Here is a 19,762-nt window from a genome sequence, read left to right on the forward strand (position 1 = left end):
CTCTTTGTTAAGATTTTATTTACATTTGTTATAAGTAAGGGCCCTAACTCTGTATGTATTTTCGTTTACCTAAAAAATATTATTCGGTTTTCGCACTATTTGTCATCGTAAGTAGTGTTCTTGTTTTTTGGGGTGATTCCTACATCACTGAAAAAGAAAAAATAAACAGAAAAGTACAATTAGAAAAAATAAACAAAAAAACAGCATCAGACTTTCAAAACGCGCTTAATAATTATGTGACATTGATGTCTGGAATACGATCATATGTTAAGCTTTCAGACGAATTTCCCTCACAAGAACAACTCCATACATTTGTAAATTATCAACTATCCAGTATTCCGATAGATAGTAGTTATATTATTTCTTATGTAGATACATCACATATTTTTAAATACTCTTTTACCAAAGATCAGATAAATCCAAGCAATCTTATTGGGACTTCAGTTAAAAAGCTTGTGAATGAAAAGGGTATTGAATTAATGGAAAAAAAGCTTAAAAAATATGATTATGTTGCTTTTAATCCATATAATATTATAGAAGGTCGTGTGGGGTTACCTATTGCTTTTAAGGCTAAAAAAAATCAAAACAAAAGAACTGGTTATTTTTCTATCATTAAGGATTTCAAACCTATTATCGATCGTGTATATTATAACATAGATACCTCTAAATATGTGTTTAGATTTAAAACTTCTACAGGAATTGAGTTTGACAGAGAGCGTGTATACGACGGTAAAACAATACACAATACCAGAGAAGATGATCAATATTGGAGAAACTTCGATGTTCATAATGAACATTTTATACAAACTCAAATCCCCTTTTTAAATAAAAAATTCATCATTGAAACTGCCTATAAAGAACCCTATAAGAGGAATCCTAGGTTATTATTCTTAATGATATTATGGTATACATTACTTTTAAGTTTTATGCTATTTATTATTGTTCAATTATACATCTACAAGCGTAAAAATAAAATTATAGATAGGCAAAAAAAAGAATTATCTGAAGTTGTTGCCACCAAAAATAAGTTCTTTACAATTATTGCGCATGATCTTAGAAGCCCTCTCTCTTCGGTCATTAACTTTTTAGATCTTCTCAAACAAGAACAAAATCCAAATAATCAAACGAGTCAAATTATAGACGCTTTGGAGGATTCTAGTAAAAACAGTCTTTCTCTATTAGATAATTTACTAAAATGGTCAAAAATTCAGACGGGTAAAATCCATTATAGCCCAAAAAAAATAGATGTTCTAGGAATTATAAAAGATCAAATAAAGATTCAAGAGCAACAAGCTCTCAGAAAAAACATTAATATTATTATAGAAGCGAGTACGGATAGTAAAGTAATGGCTGATAAAAATATGATCGCTACGGTTATTCGTAATTTATTATCTAATGCTATTAAATATTCTCATCAAAATGGAATTATTGTCATAGAAATAAACAAAGTGGATTCCTTTTTCTCTTTTAGTATTGAAGACAATGGTATTGGTATATTAGAAAAACACAAGGATGCTCTTTTTGATGTAACCAAAGTAACGACTCAACAAGGAACTTTACAAGAAAAAGGATCTGGACTAGGTCTCATCATTTCTAAACAATTTATCGAAATACATAATGGAACGTTGTCTATAGAAAGTGTCTATGGCAAGGGAACAATAGCTTCTTTTACAATTCCCTTGTAGAATCTTCTCTTTAATTACTTCACTCAAACGTTTGCGTATCTTATTATAGTAAGATTGTCGCATATATCCACGCTCAATAATACGGTTTTATGTATCTTTAAATTTCGTAGTCATGTTATGGGGACATTCAAATTAGTATTAGACGATGATTATGGGTATGACTTTACGCTTATTGCTATACACGGCGCTATAGAGTCTTACTACCTTGCCTATTTACTTAATCATCATCTAAAACTTAGACTTAAAAGAAGCAAAAATGATTTAGTTATAAATCACAATATTATTTCTGCCCGATTTCCTATTTATGAGTATCATAATGAGCAATTATATACAACTTATCATCTCTTTAATAACCATACCAAAATAACAAAAGAGCATGATCATAATCTTTCGGGTCTATTTGAATCTAAAACGTCTACAGAAAGGCGTTTCTTTTTAGAAGATTTACCCCGTGTGGATTATTTATTAAAAATAAAAGAAGAAGGAAGTAGCTTTCCGCAAACTAAAACACTGAAAGTACTTAACCAAATATCACAAATTGTAACCGCGTATACAGTTGACGTAAATCAACTTAAAACGAAAGAAAACTTAATTTTTGAATAATGCCAACTAGAAAAAAAACCAAAATTGTTGCTACCTTAGGTCCTGCAACTAGTACTGAAGAGGTCCTTTTAAAAATGATGCAAGAAGGGACTGATGTTTTTAGAATTAATTTTTCACATGCAGACTATCAAGATGTAACAGAACGCATCGAAATGATTAGAAAACTGAGTGAAAAACACAAGCTAAATATATCTATCCTTGCAGACCTCCAAGGCCCAAAACTAAGAGTGGGACGTATGAAAGAAGAGGTTGTTGTAAACCCTGGTGATAAAATTACCTTTTCAACAAAAGAAGAGTTTGAAGGAACTAAAGATAGAGTCTATATGAACTATCAAAAATTTCCTCAAGATGTGAAAAAAGGAGAACGTATTCTTTTAGACGATGGTAAACTGATGTTTGAAGTTTTAAAAACAGATGGTAAATATGAAGTAGAAACCAAAGTAATTCAAGGAGGACCACTTCGTTCAAAGAAGGGGGTGAACCTTCCCAATACAAATATTTCCTTACCAGCACTTACAAAAAAAGATGTAAAAGATGCCATTTTTGCTATTAGTCAAAAAGTGGATTGGATTGCTCTTTCTTTTGTTCGTCATGCTGAAGATTTAAAACAACTACAAGCTATAATTGATGAGCACTCAGATCATAAAATTCCGATTATCGCAAAAATTGAAAAGCCTGAAGCTGTCGAAAATATAGATAAAATAGTCGCTTACTGTGATGGATTGATGGTTGCCCGTGGAGATTTAGGTGTAGAGATTCCTGCTGAAGAAGTGCCTCTTATTCAAAAGAAACTTGTATTAAGAGCAAAAAAGGCGCGTATTCCAGTAATCATCGCCACTCAAATGATGGAAACTATGATCTCTAGTCTTACTCCGACTCGTGCAGAGGTAAATGATGTTGCAAACTCTGTAATGGATGGAGCAGATGCTGTAATGCTAAGTGGAGAAACTTCTGTAGGACAATATCCTGTTCAAGTGATCCAAAAAATGACATCTATTCTCAAAAATGTAGAGGATTCAGAACTTATTCAAGTACCACAAGATCCACCACATATTCGTACAAAAAGATATATCACAAAGGCGATATGTTATCATGCAGCTCATATGGCAAACGAGATCAGTGCAAAAGCAATCTCAACACTCACAAATAGTGGATATACTGCCTTTCAAATATCTGCATGGAGACCACAAGCGCACATCCTCGTATTTACATCAAACAAACGTATCTTAACACAACTCAACCTTTTATGGGGTGTGAAAGCTATTTTTTACGATAAATATGTAAGTACAGACGAAACCGTAGAAGATGTAAATCAAATGGCATTTGATATGGGGTTTGTGAAAAAAGGAGATATGCTTATTAACTTAGCAGCAATGCCTATTGTAGAAAAAGGAATGGTGAATACATTACGTGTTTCCGAAGTTTAAAAATAAGTTTCTAACATAAAAAAAGCGTTCATTCGAACGCTTTTTTTATGTTAGAAACTTATTTGCTATTTTGAAAGCTCCACCTCTTTTACAATATATCCTTTTGATTTTCTTTCTATGGTAACACTCCTACTATAATCTCTTAATTGATATGTATACACTATAGACATTATTTCTGACGCTCCGTCTTTGTTAACAGCGACTTCATCTTTAAATGTTTTCTCTCTTTTATTTGAGTTTGCAATCACTTCTGATGATTTTTTTGATACAAGATCTAATGAAATGCCTTTAGGTAGATCAAATAATTCTTTAGTAATACTATAAGCTTCTACCCAGCTTGATGCTGGTAATTCTATTTGGGTTGTCATACCGTAGGTCTCTCCTTTAGGATTTTTTGTTTTCGTTACGTTAACTGTATGTTCTTTGGTAGAAATACGTTTTGCATAGCCTTCTACCGACTCTCCGTCCTGTGGAGGAGCCAGTCGTGTAAGATAACCATCAAAAACAAAACCTTTAGCACCTTGGTACGCCACTTCAATCATATTTCCAGTAATTCCTGAGATTGTCATCGTAGTATGTGCTGGAGAACTTAGGTGTTCTACTTGTGCGCCATAAGGAAGTGTCAATATCTTTTTTGAGCGTAGATTGGTTCCAGATCGTAAGGAAAGTCCGCTTGTAGCATTTACGTAGAATAAAGAGGCTACAGGAGCTTCAATAGAAGTATCTAATTGGGCTAATAATGGTTTTGTGGAAGTAATCTCACTCGTTGTCTCTGAAGGAGTCTGAGTGTTGTTGTCTGTGGTTTCTGATTGTTTTTTTGTGCAGCTAGTAAATAAAATAGTAGCTGTGGCGATTGCTGCGATGATGATTTTCATAATAAATAGGTTTTAGTTAAACATTTTATTATGAAACACACTTAGCGTGCCATTATTTTAATTGTTTTTGTTAAAAAATTGATAATTATCTAATAATTTAACATAAAACTAATTTATTTTTAACTAAAACCGAAAACCTAAAGCAATAAACCATTCTCCTGTTTTTACTTCGGGGCTATACGTGTATTTCAATTCAAGAGGACCTAAAAAGGTATCCATTCCATATCCTAAAGCATATCCTGTGTAGTCTGGGCTTGTAAGCCATTCTTCCGATGGGAAAAGATTATACCCTGCATTAGCAATATTTACTGCCACATTAAAATGATTCTTTTTAACAAACTCATAATCCAAGGAAAAATCTGCTTTTACATACCCATCACCAGCAATACTTATAAAATCGTACCCATAAAAAGGAACTAGGTTATTAATTTTTTTATTACCGTATCCCCCTAGAAAAAAATCAAGCGAACGCACATCTTCTCCTCCTAGCTTAAACCCTCCACTGATTCCAGTAAGTAGGGTAAACTTATCACTAATACTTTTAGCATAAAGGAAATAAGCATTTGCAATAGAAAACTCCGTGAAATTTTCATTAAAATCTGAAGAAAATAGCGTCAAATCAAAGTCTCCGTCAAAATAAAAACCTGATGTAGGAAAATATTTATTGTCTAATGAGTCAAATTTCAGTTGACCATACGCTCCAAAAAAATGGCTTTTTTCAAAAACAAAACCAGTGATATTGTCGCCAGCATTAATTGTTTCTGTCTCTACATCAAGAAATTTGTGTTGTACCCCTAAATCTAGAGAAAATTGCTTTACAAAGAGCGTTTGTAAGTAGATCTGATTAGTGATATCTTGATATTCTAATGTAACCCTATTAATTCCTGTTAAATCTACAGCACCTACAGTTTCTATAAGTCGAGCGTTCACCCCTTTTTCAAAGGTATTGTACGTAGATCGTAATCCTAAACTCCAGTAATATCCTTTGTCTATGTAATAATTAAAGGCATATCGTATATTATCACCTACAATAAAATCAAAGGTGGCAATATCATTGTCAAAAAGCACGCGCTTTCTTGTGTAATTAATAAGCGCTGCACTTCGATATAAATCATCATAATGAATTCCCAACCCTATAGACTGCTTGCTTTTCGATTCTTGAATATCAAATTGTAGTAAGGTTCCCTCAGGTATTTTTTTTAACCGATACCCGATCCGATCAAAGTTTTCTGTGGCAGATAAATTATTAATCCCATTACTAAACTGCTCATAATCTATCGTTACGGGAGGATCTAATTGGAGTTTTCCTAGAATATAAGATCGCGTGTATTCTTTATTCCCTCTTAAAATAATAGCATCTATGGCAATACTATCTTTAAGTTTTGGAAGTATACGCTTTCGCGAAAGCGCACCCTGTCTCAATGCAATTTCTTTTAAGGCATCCAACTGCTTACGTGCCTCTGTCTCTCCTCGATCAATAATGGTATTTTTCTCATCAAAATCTACGACGGTAAAACCTGCGACATCAGGACGTATGTATACATCTGTGCTATCACGCTTCCCTTCCATTTCTTTGATGGTACGATAATTATTAATTTGTAGAAAGATCTCAGGAGCCGTCGTAAGTTGATCCCTTTTACGGAGGTCATCCTGTACATCAACGCCTATGATAATATCGACTCCTTTTGCTCTAAGCTCATCTATAGGATAATTATTTACAACACCCCCATCTATCAAAATCCGATCTCCCAATGTAACTGGTTTGAACAAGGTGGGTAATGCCCCACTCGCACTTATGGCCTCGGGTAAAAATCCAGTATCAAGAATTACTTGTTCTGCCTTTTCTATATCGGTTGCTACACAGAAAAAGGGAATGGGTAGTTGTGTAAAATCTTCTGTATCACTTACGTGCTCTAGGAGTCGTATTAATAAATTATAGGTGTTTTGCCCTTTTGAAATTGATTGTGGTAAGGAAAGCTTAAAGTTGTCAAAGGGCAAAGAAATCGCAAACTTCTCTGAGGCTTCTTTTTCATAAAACGTCTTTGCCTTTCTAGGTAAATCATCTTGGATTACCATGGAAAAATCTATAATTCTAAAAAGAGAATCTAGTTGTTTTGCGCTATATCCAGAAGCATACAGACCGCCTACAATGGCTCCCATGCTTGTTCCCGCTATATAGTCCACACGCACACCTGCTTCTTCCAGTACTTTTAAAACACCCACGTGCGCAAGTCCTTTGGCTCCTCCACCGCTCAGAACCACACCAACTTTTATATCTTGCTCACTAGCTACCTGAGCGCTTAAAGAAAGCACTACAAAGAGTAACAAAAAAGTAACTTTTAATTTCATTCTTTTGTATGATAGTGATTATAAATAATCGCTGCTTTTGCCGCTCCAACAACTTCTGTAAGACTCTTTTTACTCGCTGTTTTTACTTTTGATACCGACCTATAATGTTTTAATAATGTGACAATAGTTTTTTCTCCAATACCCGAAATAACCTCTAATTCTGTTCCTAACGCTGCATTACTTCTTTTATTTCGGTGAAATGTAATCCCAAAACGGTGGGCTTCATTACGCAGCTGCTGTATAATTTTAAGGCTCTCACTCTTTTTATCTAAGTATAAGGGAATGCTATCACCCGGGTAATATATTTCTTCCAATCTTTTTGCAATACCAACAATCGCTATTTTTCCTCGGAGTCCTAGGGTTTCTAGTGCTTTTAAACCACTTGAAAGCTGACCTTTTCCCCCATCTACAATAATGAGTTGCGGTAGCGGCTCATCTTCCTCAAGTAACCGTCTATACCGCCTGAAAACCACTTCCTCCATACTTGCAAAATCATCAGGGCCTTCTACGGTTTTTATATTAAATTTACGATAGTCTTTTTTACTTGGTTTTCCATTTTTGAAAACAACACAAGCCGCTACAGGATTACTCCCTTGTATGTTTGAGTTATCAAAACACTCTATGTGTCTAGGCTCTTTTGATAATCTTAAATCAGCTTTCATCTGAGCCATGATCCGGTTGGTATGACGATCTGGGTCTACAATCTTGGTTTGTTTAAAACGCTCCATTCTGTAATACTTGGCATTGCGTTCTGAAAGCTCTAAGATGCGTTTCTTATCTCCTAACTTAGGAACCGTCACTTTTAGAGCATCTCCTACCTCAACGTCAAAAGGCACATAAATCTCTTTGGATTGAGAGTCAAACCGCTGCTGAATTTCAATAATGCCTATTTCTAATAACTCCTTATCTGTCTCATCTAACCGCTTTTTAAGCTCCAACGTATGAGATCTAATAATAGCTCCATGAGCTAATTGTAAAAAATTCACATAGCCATATCCCTCGTCACTGATGATAGAAAACACATCTACATTGGTGATATTTGGGTTGACTACCGTACTTTTTGATTGATAATTCTCTAGAATATCTAATTTCTCCTTAATGCGCTGCGCTTCTTCAAACTCCATAGCCGCAGCATGTTTTTGCATCTGATCTTTAAACTTTTGCAAGGAGGTTTTAAAGTCTCCACGTACAATCTGGCGTATATGTTCAATGTGCGTATGATACTCTTTTTCCGTTTGTTTGCCTTCACAAGCTCCTTCACAATTGCCTAAGTGGTATTCAAGACATACTTTGTATTTTCCAGCGTCTATCTTTTGTTTTGATAAATCGTAATTACACGTTCTCAACTTATAAAGACTCTTAATAAGATCAAGAAGAGTCTTTACCGTTTTCATACTTGTATAAGGCCCGTAATACTCGCTCCCATCTTTAATCAAACGACGAGTTGGGAATACTCTTGGGAAGCGTTCATTTTTAATACAAATCCAAGGATAGCTTTTGTCATCTTTAAGAAGCACATTATACCGAGGTTGGTACTTCTTAATCAAATTATTTTCAAGAAGGAGTGCATCAGTCTCTGTGGCAACCACAATATGACGCACTTCATGTATTTTTTTTACCATCGTACGGATACGACCGTTATCAATGGTTTTATTAAAATATGAGAGTACCCTTTTCTTTAAATTCTTTGCTTTCCCTACGTACAGTAATTTTTCGCCCTTGTCATAATACTGGTATATTCCAGGGCTTGTGGGGAGTGTTTTTAATTGTATATCGAGTTGTGAAAGCGCCATACTCAAAGATATAGATTCTTATGGATAGAGAAGAGTTGTTGGTCATAAAAAGTACGCTTTCGCGAAAGCGTACACACAAAATTTCCCATCGTCTATAAACCCTTAGAAAAGCATCTTACATAAACGTAACAAAATACCGTAATGAAATATGTAAATTGCAACAGTGATTGTGGTACGAAGTTGTCTTCTAAAAGCTGCTTTTGCATTTTTTAAATATCTCTTTTATGAATTTAAAAATACTTTCTAGAAACGCGCACCTATATTCCACGAAACGACTTGTAGAGGCTGGTTTACAAAAAGGGCATAGTGTTGAAGTAGTAGATCCTTTACAATGTGATCTTATTATTGAAAAAAAAAATCCGACGGTTTACTACAAAGGACGTCATCTTGAAACGACTGATGCGATTATTCCTCGTATAGGGGCTTCTATTACGTATTATGGAACGGCTGTGGTGAGGCAATTTCAGATGATGGGTGCTTTTAGTACAACCTCATCAGAATCTCTTGTCATGAGCAGAGATAAATTGCGCTGTTTACAAGTACTTTCGAGGGCTAAACTAGGCCTTCCAAAAACTATTTTTACAAATTATTCAAGAGACGTGAGGGAGTCCATACGTCATGTTGGAGGGGCGCCTTTGGTGATTAAGCTTTTGGAAGGCACACAAGGATTGGGGGTTGTCTTAGCTGAAACAGAAAATGCTGCCGAGTCGGTCATAGAAGCCTTTAACGGACTTGAAGCTAGAGTCATTGTACAAGAATATATCAAAGAGGCAAAAGGGGCAGATCTAAGAGCTTTTGTGGTAGATGGTAAAATTGTAGGAGCGATGAAACGTCAGGCGAAAGAAGGCGAATTTAGATCAAATCTCCATAGAGGGGGTAGCGCAAAAATTATTACACTTTCTGATGAAGAAGAAGAAGTCGCCATTAAAGCAGTCAAAGCTATGGGGCTTGGGGTTGCGGGTGTTGATATGCTACAAAGTGCCCGAGGACCGCTTATTCTAGAAGTCAATTCGTCTCCTGGATTAGAAGGGATAGAAAGAGCCACCGGAACAGACATTGCAAAAGAGATTATTTGCTATATTGAACGAAATACATAAAAGTAAATGGCATTTATAGATTCGGATAATATATTAACCATGTTAGGGCAAAAGGTAGCTCCGGGAGAAAGTGCTACGATTAATTTTAATCTTGCAAAATTATACACCACATCTACTGTAGAGATTCCTGTTATTGTGGAACGTTCAAAAAAGCCTGGTCCTGTCATACTTATTACTTCAGGAATACATGGAGATGAAATTAATGGGGTAGAAATTGTACGCCAACTGATTGCAAAAAAAATCAACAAACCTAAAAAAGGAACAATCATTTGTATTCCTGTTCTCAATATTTTTGGGTTTTTAGATATGAAACGTGCTTTTCCAGACGGAAGAGACTTAAATCGAGTATTTCCAGGAAATCCAAGAGGATCTTTAGCAAGTCGGTTTGCGTATCAGTTTGTAAAAAAAATATTGCCTGTTGCAGATTACTGTTTGGATTTTCATACAGGAGGTGCTAGCCGATTTAATGCTGCTCAAATTCGTATAGATGCTGACAATATAGAGACAAAGCAGTTTGCCGAAGTATTTAATGCGCCCTTTACATTACACTCTAAAATCATTCCAAAATCTTATCGAGCTACCTGTGCTAGGTTAGGAATTCCTATTTTATTATTTGAAGGAGGCAAATCAAAAGTAAGTGATAAAGAGATTGCTAGAATAGGAGTACATGGAACCATCCGGTTTTTTGATTATTTAGAAATACTGAATTCAAATATAGAAGTGCCCGTAAGCAATACTCCCTCTGTTTTAGTTAAAGCAACCAAATGGATTCGACCCAATCACAGTGGTCTTATGCATGTTAAGGTGGAGTGTGGCGATTTCATAAAAAAGGGACAACATATTGCCACTATTACAGATCCTTATGGAAAATTTAGATACCCTATAAATGCTCCTGATAATGGATACGTCATCAATGTAAATGAAGCTTCACTTGTGTATCAAGGTGATGCTATCTTTAATGTTTCGGTAGATAAAATAAAAGGGAATGGAAAAGAAGAGACTGAGGAAGAAGTATAAGGAACTCCGAGCAAATTTACCTAAGGAGATTATTGATAAAAAAAGTATTGATATTGCAAATAAATCACTGGAGTTAGATATCTGGGACTATCAATACTACCACTTGTTTCTACCGATTATCAAACAAAAAGAAGTAGATACTTCTTATCTTTTGAATATCCTTCAGGGTAAAGACAAGCATATACTTGTTTCTAAAAGTGATTTTACAACAAATACCATGAAGCATTATTTACTAACAGATGCTACACGGTTTGTTGTGAATGAATATGGAATTCCTGAACCTGAAGATGGTATTGAAATTGATTCAGAAAAAATAGAGGTTGTTTTTATCCCTTTACTGGCTTATGATGTAAGAGGAAATAGAATAGGATACGGTAAAGGATTCTACGACAGATTTCTATCAAAATGTAAAGAAGGAGTTATAAAAGTTGGGGTTTCACTTTTTGAAGCAGAAACAGAAGAAATCGGTGTAGATGACACCGATATTCCTTTAAACTATTGTATTTCTGATACACGTGTATATACTTTTAACAACGCTTAATTAGAATTCTATCACTACGTTGTTTAAAAGTAAACTACCTATAGGACAAGCTTCGGAGCATTTAAATCTCGATTATTGAGTAAATATGCACTATTGAACGCACGTTATATTTTTAAGACTTATTTAAGCTATTTTGATTATCGATTTCTTTTAAATTTTACCTTACAAAGCGTAAAATCATCGTTAAAAAACACTTTTTTATCGATAATCTGTGATATTTTTTAAAAAACAAGCTATATTACAACGTTAATTAGCTTGTTGTTATGGAATTAAAATCTTTTAGAAAACGTTTACGCTCCTCCAAAGAAAGTGCTCTTGAAGAGAAGGTGAATCCTTTTGCTATTGATAATTTCTATTATGAAGAAATTTCTAACTTAACTCAAGCTGGTGGTTGGAGTGTAGACTTTGTCAACAAGAAGAGTTATTTTGACAAGCAAGCCAGAAAGATCCTAAAAGTTCCAGATACATATATTCCTACTTTAAATCAATCGTATTTGTTTTATGCAGAGGAACACATGCAAAAAGCCACCAATTTATTCTTCGCCTGTGCACAAGGAGATTCTTTTTCTGAAGAAATCAAAATGGTTACCTATACCAAAGAAGTATTTTGGGCAAAAGCATATGGAAAACCAGTTAAAAATGAGAAAGGAGAAGTTATTGGGATACGAGGGGTTTTTCAAAGTATTAATCAAGAGAAGAAAAAAGAACTTCAAATTGAGGCTTCATTAGATATTATAGAAGGTCATAACAAACGACTTTATAATTTTGCACACATTGTATCACATAATCTAAGATCTCACGTAAGTAACTTACAACTTACAACCGCCCTTTTTGAAACCAAGAATTTAGATCAAGATCAAAAAGAACTTTTTAACAATTTTTCAGAAATTGCTACAAACCTTGATATTACGCTGAAACATCTCAATGAAATTGTAACACTTCAAACAAATGTCAATAAGGCTAAAGAAATCGTAAATGTAGAGCAGGTCTATAAAAGAGTCATAGATTCTATTAGACAGATAAGTCTTCAAAATAGAGTTGTGTATTATACAGAATTTTCTGAAGTAGAAGAATTTCCTTATGTTTCTGCTTATTTAGAAAGTATCTTACACAACCTTATTACTAATGCTATTAAATACAAACACCCGGATAGAGATCCAGAAATAAATATTTTTACTTTTGAGGAAAATGATAAAAAATACCTAGTTGTAAAAGACAACGGTATAGGAATTGACCTCGAAAGTTATGGTGATCAGCTTTTTCAAATGTATAAGACCTTTCATAATAATGAAGACGCTAATGGATTAGGATTATTTCTCACAAAAAGCCAAATAGAATCTCTAGGTGGTAAAATCACTGTAGAAAGTCGTGTCGGAAAAGGCTCAAAATTTACCGTGCAATTATAAAAACAAACAAACCCATTTATTAATTTCATTACCTCCCCCTTCAATGAAATATCCAATAGAAATAGCCTGCATTATTGATGATGACGATATGTATGTAAACCTCATCACAAAAATACTAGACATTAAAAATCTTGTAAAAAACCTTCTCATATTCAAAAACGGAAAAGAAGCGTTAGATTATTTTGTTGGGGCATTAAAAAAATTAGAAGAACGCAAAATCCCTCAAGTCATACTTTTAGACTTGAATATGCCTGTTATGGATGGTTGGCAATTTCTAAGTAATCTAAGTGAATATGATTTTCCTGAATTAAAAAACACGACACTATACATCGTAAGTTCTTCTATCAATCCTTCAGATATAGAACGATCCAAAACAATTCAGCTTGTAAAAGATTTTTTAATCAAACCTGTTACTATGGATCAATTGGCTGAAATTTTTGTAGACAAATCTGCATAATAGAAGGAGTTTTTTAAACAGCTAATTCTTTAGATCATATCTGTTGTAAGCTAATACTACCCGCATTGCTTGTAAGGCTATATAATTTCAACTAGATTTATACGGTGATTCAATCTCATTCGTTTATGGCATCAAAATTGGGTATTATAAATTCTAAAAATACAACGTATGAAACTCCTTATTTCTCCTTTTGCTATTGTTTCTGTCATCATTCTTATAAGCTGTGGAGGCCAAAAAAAGCCTATGTTTGAAAAAGAAGGTACCTTAACGTTCCAAAAAGCAACTTACTCAAAATGGGTGGCTGGTGTTAAAGGGGGTGGCGCAGGATATACCGTTAATTTACAGTTAGATCCAAAAGATAAGCATATACAGCTAGATAGCCTGTATTTTGAAAAATATAGCACATCACTTGTAGGAAACGGAGCTGGTTTATATTCTGGTTTTATTGATAATGGTCAAAATAAAGAAATACTAATGCCTGTTTATGGAGAAGAACAAAAAGTAAAAGAAGTGCCTTCTCCAGAAAATATTCAAACCCTTTTTGAACTAACAGGAAATGAAGCGGTGGTTTCTTATACACAAGACGGTATTATAAAATACTACAAGCTATATCTTACGCTTGACAATACCTTAGAATTTCCAAGATAATAAGACGCTATAAAAAATATTTATACTTACGCTATTGAAATGATACAAGAGCACACATTTCCAACTAAAGAAAAACTCAAGTCCAAAAAGCTTATTGATGCTCTTTTCATAGAAGGGAATTCTGTAAAAGCGTTTCCGTTGCGTATGGTTTTTATAGAAACGGTACTCCCCTATCCAGAAATTACCCTACAAGCCGGCGTCTCTGTCTCCAAACGCAACCACAAGTTAGCAGTTACTCGTAATCGTATAAAGCGATTGATGCGAGAAGCCTATCGAACGCATAAACATATGATAGATACAAAAGGCACGACATTTGCTATACTGATTATCTATACAGGCCGTGGTGTGATTACTTATCAAGAGCTGGAGCGCTCCATGGTCAAACTCTTAAAACGATTTAATGATGCGATTACTATTACTCACCCTTAGTTTTTTATTCCTTTTTTCTTGTGATAATCAAGGCTCTGATACGTCAAATTGGGAACCTAAAAACGCAGATGGAGATTACGTCTATAATGCCAATAGCCCAACATCTTTTGGATTTACAACATCCTTTGAAGCTGAAGATAACTACGATTCTTTAGGAGACGCACAAGCAGCCCCGACTACCCAAACGACTTCTCAAAAAATCATTAAAACCGGAAATCTCCGTTTTGAAACCCAAGAACTTGAAAAAACACATCAAAAAATACTAGCGGCTATACAAAAAGCAAATGGCTATGTACAGCGTGATAATACGGGTAAAAACTACGATTCTCAATACCACAACCTCACCGTAAGAGTCCCTTCAGAAAATTTTGATACGGTCATAGCAGCCATCTCAGATGGGGTTTCTTATTTTGAAGAAAAAACCATTTCACAACGTGATGTTACCGAAGAATTTGTAGACCTCAACGCGCGTCTTAAAGCAAAACGTACTCTGGAAGCGCGTTATTTAGAACTCCTTTCTAAAGCTAAGAATGTAAAGGAAATGCTAGAGATAGAACGCGAACTCTCCAAAATACGAGAAGAAATTGAAGCACGAGAAGGACGATTACAGTATTTGCAAAGCCAGGTTTCAGAAAGCACCATTTCTATTTACTTTTATGAAACAACTACAGAGCGTGCTGTTACTGTATCTTATGGCCGTAAACTGATGAACGCCTTTAAAAATGGCTGGAGTAACATCTCCGATTTTTTCCTTGGGTTGCTACACATCTGGCCTTTTATTATCTTAGTAGTCTTTGGTGTTTTTATGATTCGTCGTTGGATAAAGAAAAGAAAGAAGAAATAGTACGCTTTCGCGAAAGCGTAAACAATATAAATACCAATGCTGGGTTTTACTTATACATGTATATAGGATGTAAGTATCCCTTGTCATATAGAAGATAGAATGAACCTATGAAAAAGAAAATTAGTATTTCCGTTATTGCTGTTGTGATCCTCTTTACGACCGTAAGTTTTAAAAGCGACTTCTTTGAGATTGCAAAGCAAATTGAAATTTTTACCACGCTTTTTAAAGAGCTCAATATGAATTATGTAGACGAGACCAACCCTGCAGAACTCATGGATGCTGCCATAGAAGGAATGCTGGAAGATTTGGATCCGTACACAAAATACTGGACCGAGCAAGAAGTAGAAGATGCCAAGATTAATAGAAGTGGGGAGTACTCTGGTATTGGATCTACGGTACGTACCAAAGACAAAGTGATGACAATTATTGAGCCTCGTAAAGGTTATCCTGCCGACAAAGCAGGGCTCAAGGCTGGAGATCAAATTATAAAAATAGGAGATATCTCAGTAACTGACTTTGAGGGTGATGCTGGTGATTTACTTAAAGGAGCCCCAGGCAGTGATATTAATATTACCTACCTAAGACAAGGTAAAACAGCACAAACCACCATAAAAAGAGCTGAAGTTGATGTAGATGCCGTTCCTTTTTACAAATTGATCAATGGTAATACAGGCTATATTGTCTTGACTAAATTCAATAAAAAGGCGTCTGCACAAGTAAAGGAAGCGCTTATTAGTCTTAAAAATGATGGTGCTGATAATATTATCCTTGATCTTCGAGGAAATGGTGGTGGTTTATTAATAGAAGCGATCCGTATTTGTAATTTATTTTTACCCAAAGGAGAAGTGATTACGACGACCAAATCTGTCGTAAAAAAGTATAATAAAACCTATAAAACACAAGAAGAGCCTGTAGATACCGAGATTCCGCTAGTGGTATTAATTAACGGAACTAGTGCCTCTGCTAGTGAAATCGTTTCTGGAGGTTTACAAGATTATGACCGAGCGGTTGTGATAGGCGCTCGTAGTTTTGGAAAAGGTCTTGTACAACGTCCTAAACCTCTTACCTATGGTACACAACTTAAAGTTACGATTTCTCGTTATTTTACCCCGAGCGGTCGTTGCATCCAAGCATTAGATTATTGGAATAGAGATGAAAAAGGAAATGCGGTGCGTACAGCCTCTCAAGATTATAAGGAGTTTAAAACCAAAAATGGCCGTAAAGTATTTGACGGAGGGGGCGTGTTTCCAGACATAGAAATCTCCTCTGCAAAAATGAGCCCGATCACAAAAGCGCTTAATAAAGACAACGCTATTTTTGAATATGCTACGGAGTATTATTACAACCATCAGTATGCAAACTTGGAGGAGTTCCGTTTTAATGATGCCGATTATGAGGATTTTAAAAAGTTCTTAAAAAAGACAAATTTTACCTTTGAAACGGAGACGGAGATCGCTTTCGCGAAAGCGTTAGAACAAGCCGAAAAAGAGGGATTGAAAAAAGACGTCTCCTCTGCGTATAGTCAGCTTCAAAAAACCATCGAAGATGCAAAAAATAAAGAACTAGACGATCGCCAAGAAGAAATCCAAAATCTACTAGTTGATGAAATTGTAAAACGTTATTTCTATCGTGATGGATTGTATGAATATCAAATAGCAAACAACAAAGAAATTGCAGAAGCTGTTAGCCTTCTTAATGATATAAATCGTTACCAAAACACTTTAAAATAAGCTTATTAAAAAGTTTTATATACATAGTATCTTTCTATTGTTTTCTGTGATCGCTATAGCGCAAGTAGATCGATCACATGAAACTTTTTTTGACACAGATCAATATGATATAACACCTGCTGAAATTGCTAAACTCAACCGTTTTATCACAAGCTTACCTAAAGATAGAATAGAAGACATCTCTATTTATGGATATTGTGATGATCGAGGAAGTGATGCGTATAATAAAAAACTTTCTCAACAACGTGCAGATGCGATTAAAGCCGTTTTTTCGGCAAAAGGAATATCCGATTCCATTATCAAAAATTCTGACGGAAAAGGCGAATTACTACTTACTCGACTAGACGATATTACCAATGAGATACAACGTAAACTCAATCGTAAAGTTGAAATTATTGTGTCTTTAAAAGAAGATCCACCTCGCGTTATAAGTCAAGAAGAAGAAGCTGAAGAAAAAGAAATTACGACAGCTGTCAAAGAGAAGCGGTATAAATCTTTTACTGATAGTATCGTTAAAGGGGATCGTATTTTACTTGATAATATTCTTTTTAAAATTAATTACAGTTACATCAAAGGGAGCTCGTATAAGAGTTTACGAGATTTGGTGAAATACCTAAAAGAAAATGAAAATATCATTTTTAAAATCCAAGGACATGTATGTTGTGTAGGAAGAGGGAGAGATGCTATTGATTTAAAAACTGGAAAACGTAATCTTTCTGTCTCTCGTGCAAAATTTGTATACGACTATTTAGCCAAAAATGGAATCTCTAAAAAACGGATGCGTTATGAAGGCTTTGGGAGTAAATATCCCTTAGGCGGCGACACAAAATTAGATAGACGTGTTGAGATTTATGTAACCTATGTAAAGAAACCTAAGAAAAAGAAAAAGTAAATGGATGCTTTCCTTCTCTTTTTTGAAACCATGCCTATCTGGCAAAAACTCATCTGGCTCGTTGCTGTGATTACGTTATTTTGGGTTTTAGAAGGACACTACCCTTTCCGAAAAGCTACGTATAAGAAATGGAAACATGCAAAGACTAACCTCACGCTTCTCTCCTTTACGATGATCATTAATACCGTGTTTGGAATCGCTACTGCAGGTATTTTTTTATGGGGACAAGAAGCGCAATTTGGAATACTTCATTGGTTTGAAGCGCCTGTATGGGTAGAGCTTGGTATTTCCTTATTGGTACTAGATCTTGTAGCGCAATACGGAGTACATTATTTTTTACACAAGAATAAATGGTTATGGCATTTACATACCGTACATCATAGCGATACACACTTGGATGTCACTTCAGGTACGAGACATCATCCTATGGACTTTATTATGCGGGAACTAGCAGCACTCTTTGCCGTTTTAATTACAGGAATGCCTATTTCTTTTTATCTTTTATATCGGATTATTACTATCTTTTTTACTTATTGGACACATACGAGTTTTGCTGTTCCAGAAAAGTTAGATAGAGTATTAAGTTATATCATTGTTACCCCAGGAATGCATCGTTTTCATCATCATAGAGAATTACCATGGACCGATACCAATTTTGGTAATATCCTTTCTATTTGGGATCGATTATTCGGTACCTTTTTATATGATGATCCTAGTAAAATACAGTTTGGTTTGGATATTATAGATGAGACACAAACAGATGCACTAAAATATCAACTAACACTCCCTTTTGATAAGCGTGTGAACTATAAAAATAAATAATACTCAGGGTAAACCCGTAATGCATTCAACGGATTGTTTTTGCTTGCTTCGCAAGCTTTTAGATTTTTGACTTGAATCTAAAATTGAGACAAGCTATCGATTCCACTAAAACAAGATTTATTTAACTAGCCATGCTAAATATATTACTTCACAACTTTTAAAAATGATGTTTCACCAATAAAGAAACTTTAGGCTGTTCGTATCATCCCAATATGAGGAATGCCATCTTCTAGATACCCCTCGCCTACTTCTTTAAATCCAAGACGATTGTAAAATGATTTCAGATATGTTTGGGCAGAAATTTTAATTGTTGTGGTTTTATAAGCTGTTTCTACAGCTTCTATAGATACGTTCATTAGATCATATCCATACTTATGTTGCCGCTCTGATGCACGCACCACTACCCTACCAATACTGGCATATTCAAAATAACTACCAGGAGGAAAAATACGTGTATACGCCACAAGGACGTTGTCTTTATATCCTAATACATGCAACGCTAAATCATCTTTACCATCTACATCTTGATACACACAATCTTGCTCTACCACAAAAACTTCAGCGCGTAATTGAAGTAGTTCATATAATTCATCTCTTGTGAGCTTCTCATAAGGTTTTACCTTGAAATGAAGTGGCTTGGTTTGCATACCATCAAATCCGCGAAGCGGGAAATTAGAAAATTAACAATGAGATATTTTATCTACGCGACGTTGATGACGGCCTCCCTCAAAATCTGTGGTTAAAAATGTTTTTACCATATCTAACGCTTGATTTTCTGAGGTATATCTAGCAGGAATACTAATGACATTAGCATCGTTGTGTTGTCTTGCTAAGGCTGCTATTTCCTTCATCCAGCAAAGAGCTGCGCGTACGTTTTTGTGTTTGTTAACACTCATAGCAATCCCATTGCCACTTCCACAGATAACAATTCCAAAATCTACAACACCGTTTTCTACGTCTTTTGCTACTAGATGTCCAAAATCTGGATAATCTACGCTATCTGTCGTATCTGTTCCATAATTTGTCACTTCATGACCTTGACTTTCTAAGTAAGCAACAATGGTATGTTTATAATCTGGACCTGCGTGATCATTTCCAATAGCAATTTTCATGAGTGTTTTATGTTTGTTTTTGCAAATTTATATAA

19 protein-coding genes are annotated in these 19,762 nt (G+C 34.9%); 14 read left to right on the forward strand and 5 right to left on the reverse strand.

Annotation, left to right across the window (positions count from 1 at the left end):
* Positions 1–53 precede the first annotated feature (53 nt).
* The 3 genes from ACFO3O_RS07350 to pyk all read left to right on the forward strand — a co-directional run bounded on the left by ACFO3O_RS07350 (position 54) and on the right by pyk (position 3,715).
* Positions 54–1,685, forward strand: coding sequence for a sensor histidine kinase (locus ACFO3O_RS07350; protein WP_379977938.1), 1,632 nt, complete (start codon positions 54–56; stop codon positions 1,683–1,685).
* A gap of 117 nt (positions 1,686–1,802) precedes the next feature.
* The gene (locus ACFO3O_RS07355; RefSeq protein WP_379977939.1) at positions 1,803–2,288 is read left to right on the forward strand and encodes an IPExxxVDY family protein; all 486 of its coding nucleotides are present in this window, start codon (positions 1,803–1,805) and stop codon (positions 2,286–2,288) included.
* Positions 2,288–3,715: a pyruvate kinase gene (gene pyk, locus ACFO3O_RS07360; protein ID WP_379977940.1), complete on the forward strand. Its 1,428-nt coding sequence runs from the start codon at positions 2,288–2,290 to the stop codon at positions 3,713–3,715. The genes ACFO3O_RS07355 and pyk overlap by 1 nt, the downstream gene beginning before the upstream one ends.
* Positions 3,716–3,780: 65 nt before the next feature.
* On the opposite strand, the gene ACFO3O_RS07365 is transcribed toward pyk, so the two are convergent.
* The 3 genes from ACFO3O_RS07365 to uvrC form a co-directional block, all read right to left on the reverse strand.
* The gene (locus ACFO3O_RS07365) at positions 3,781–4,590 is read right to left on the reverse strand and encodes an SH3 domain-containing protein (protein WP_379977941.1); all 810 of its coding nucleotides are present in this window, start codon (positions 4,588–4,590) and stop codon (positions 3,781–3,783) included.
* Positions 4,591–4,713: 123 nt separating this feature from the next.
* Positions 4,714–6,939, reverse strand: coding sequence for a patatin-like phospholipase family protein (locus ACFO3O_RS07370; RefSeq protein WP_379977942.1), 2,226 nt, complete (start codon positions 6,937–6,939; stop codon positions 4,714–4,716).
* Positions 6,936–8,732, reverse strand: a complete 1,797-nt coding sequence (gene uvrC / locus ACFO3O_RS07375) for an excinuclease ABC subunit UvrC (RefSeq protein ID WP_379977943.1) — start codon at positions 8,730–8,732, stop codon at positions 6,936–6,938. Before uvrC ends, ACFO3O_RS07370 begins: the two co-directional genes overlap by 4 nt.
* Before the next feature lie 224 nt (positions 8,733–8,956).
* Here uvrC and rimK point away from each other — a divergent pair, with 224 nt between their 5' ends.
* The 11 genes from rimK (at position 8,957) to ACFO3O_RS07430 (ending at position 18,615) form a co-directional block, all read left to right on the forward strand.
* Positions 8,957–9,829 carry a 30S ribosomal protein S6--L-glutamate ligase gene (gene rimK, locus ACFO3O_RS07380; protein WP_379977944.1) on the forward strand — a complete coding sequence of 291 codons (873 nt, stop codon included), beginning with the start codon at positions 8,957–8,959 and terminating at the stop codon, positions 9,827–9,829.
* A gap of 6 nt (positions 9,830–9,835) precedes the next feature.
* On the forward strand, positions 9,836–10,846 hold the full coding sequence (locus ACFO3O_RS07385; RefSeq protein ID WP_379977945.1) for a succinylglutamate desuccinylase/aspartoacylase family protein: 1,011 nt from the start codon (positions 9,836–9,838) through the stop codon (positions 10,844–10,846).
* Entirely contained in the window at positions 10,815–11,387 is a 573-nt protein-coding gene (locus ACFO3O_RS07390; RefSeq protein WP_379977946.1) for a 5-formyltetrahydrofolate cyclo-ligase, read from the forward strand. The genes ACFO3O_RS07385 and ACFO3O_RS07390 overlap by 32 nt, the downstream gene beginning before the upstream one ends.
* 263 nt (positions 11,388–11,650) lie before the next feature.
* Positions 11,651–12,793 carry a PAS domain-containing sensor histidine kinase gene (locus ACFO3O_RS07395; RefSeq protein WP_379977947.1) on the forward strand — a complete coding sequence of 381 codons (1,143 nt, stop codon included), beginning with the start codon at positions 11,651–11,653 and terminating at the stop codon, positions 12,791–12,793.
* Positions 12,794–12,836: 43 nt separating this feature from the next.
* Entirely contained in the window at positions 12,837–13,250 is a 414-nt protein-coding gene (locus tag ACFO3O_RS07400) for a response regulator (RefSeq protein ID WP_379977949.1), read from the forward strand.
* Between the two features lie 168 nt (positions 13,251–13,418).
* Positions 13,419–13,898, forward strand: coding sequence for a hypothetical protein (locus ACFO3O_RS07405; protein ID WP_379977950.1), 480 nt, complete (start codon positions 13,419–13,421; stop codon positions 13,896–13,898).
* 39 nt (positions 13,899–13,937) lie between these two features.
* The gene (gene rnpA / locus ACFO3O_RS07410; RefSeq protein WP_379977951.1) at positions 13,938–14,327 is read left to right on the forward strand and encodes a ribonuclease P protein component; all 390 of its coding nucleotides are present in this window, start codon (positions 13,938–13,940) and stop codon (positions 14,325–14,327) included.
* Positions 14,299–15,171 carry a DUF4349 domain-containing protein gene (locus tag ACFO3O_RS07415; protein ID WP_379977952.1) on the forward strand — a complete coding sequence of 291 codons (873 nt, stop codon included), beginning with the start codon at positions 14,299–14,301 and terminating at the stop codon, positions 15,169–15,171. The genes rnpA and ACFO3O_RS07415 overlap by 29 nt, the downstream gene beginning before the upstream one ends.
* 107 nt (positions 15,172–15,278) lie before the next feature.
* Positions 15,279–16,901 carry a S41 family peptidase gene (locus ACFO3O_RS07420; protein ID WP_379977953.1) on the forward strand — a complete coding sequence of 541 codons (1,623 nt, stop codon included), beginning with the start codon at positions 15,279–15,281 and terminating at the stop codon, positions 16,899–16,901.
* Positions 16,902–16,947: 46 nt separating this feature from the next.
* Positions 16,948–17,793 (forward strand): OmpA family protein, encoded by an 846-nt coding sequence (locus ACFO3O_RS07425; protein WP_379978079.1) that lies wholly within the window; start codon positions 16,948–16,950, stop codon positions 17,791–17,793.
* Complete coding sequence (locus ACFO3O_RS07430) at positions 17,794–18,615, forward strand: sterol desaturase family protein (protein ID WP_379977954.1); 822 nt, start codon at positions 17,794–17,796, stop codon at positions 18,613–18,615.
* A 188-nt stretch (positions 18,616–18,803) separates the two neighbouring features.
* Here ACFO3O_RS07430 and ACFO3O_RS07435 read toward each other — a convergent pair whose 3' ends face one another.
* Both ACFO3O_RS07435 and rpiB read right to left on the reverse strand, forming a co-directional pair.
* The gene (locus ACFO3O_RS07435; protein WP_379977955.1) at positions 18,804–19,262 is read right to left on the reverse strand and encodes a GNAT family N-acetyltransferase; all 459 of its coding nucleotides are present in this window, start codon (positions 19,260–19,262) and stop codon (positions 18,804–18,806) included.
* A gap of 33 nt (positions 19,263–19,295) precedes the next feature.
* Positions 19,296–19,727 carry a ribose 5-phosphate isomerase B gene (gene rpiB, locus ACFO3O_RS07440; protein WP_379977956.1) on the reverse strand — a complete coding sequence of 144 codons (432 nt, stop codon included), beginning with the start codon at positions 19,725–19,727 and terminating at the stop codon, positions 19,296–19,298.
* Positions 19,728–19,762 lie beyond the last annotated feature (35 nt).

This window comes from Dokdonia ponticola (assembly GCF_042653865.1).
Taxonomy (GTDB): domain Bacteria; phylum Bacteroidota; class Bacteroidia; order Flavobacteriales; family Flavobacteriaceae; genus Dokdonia; species Dokdonia ponticola.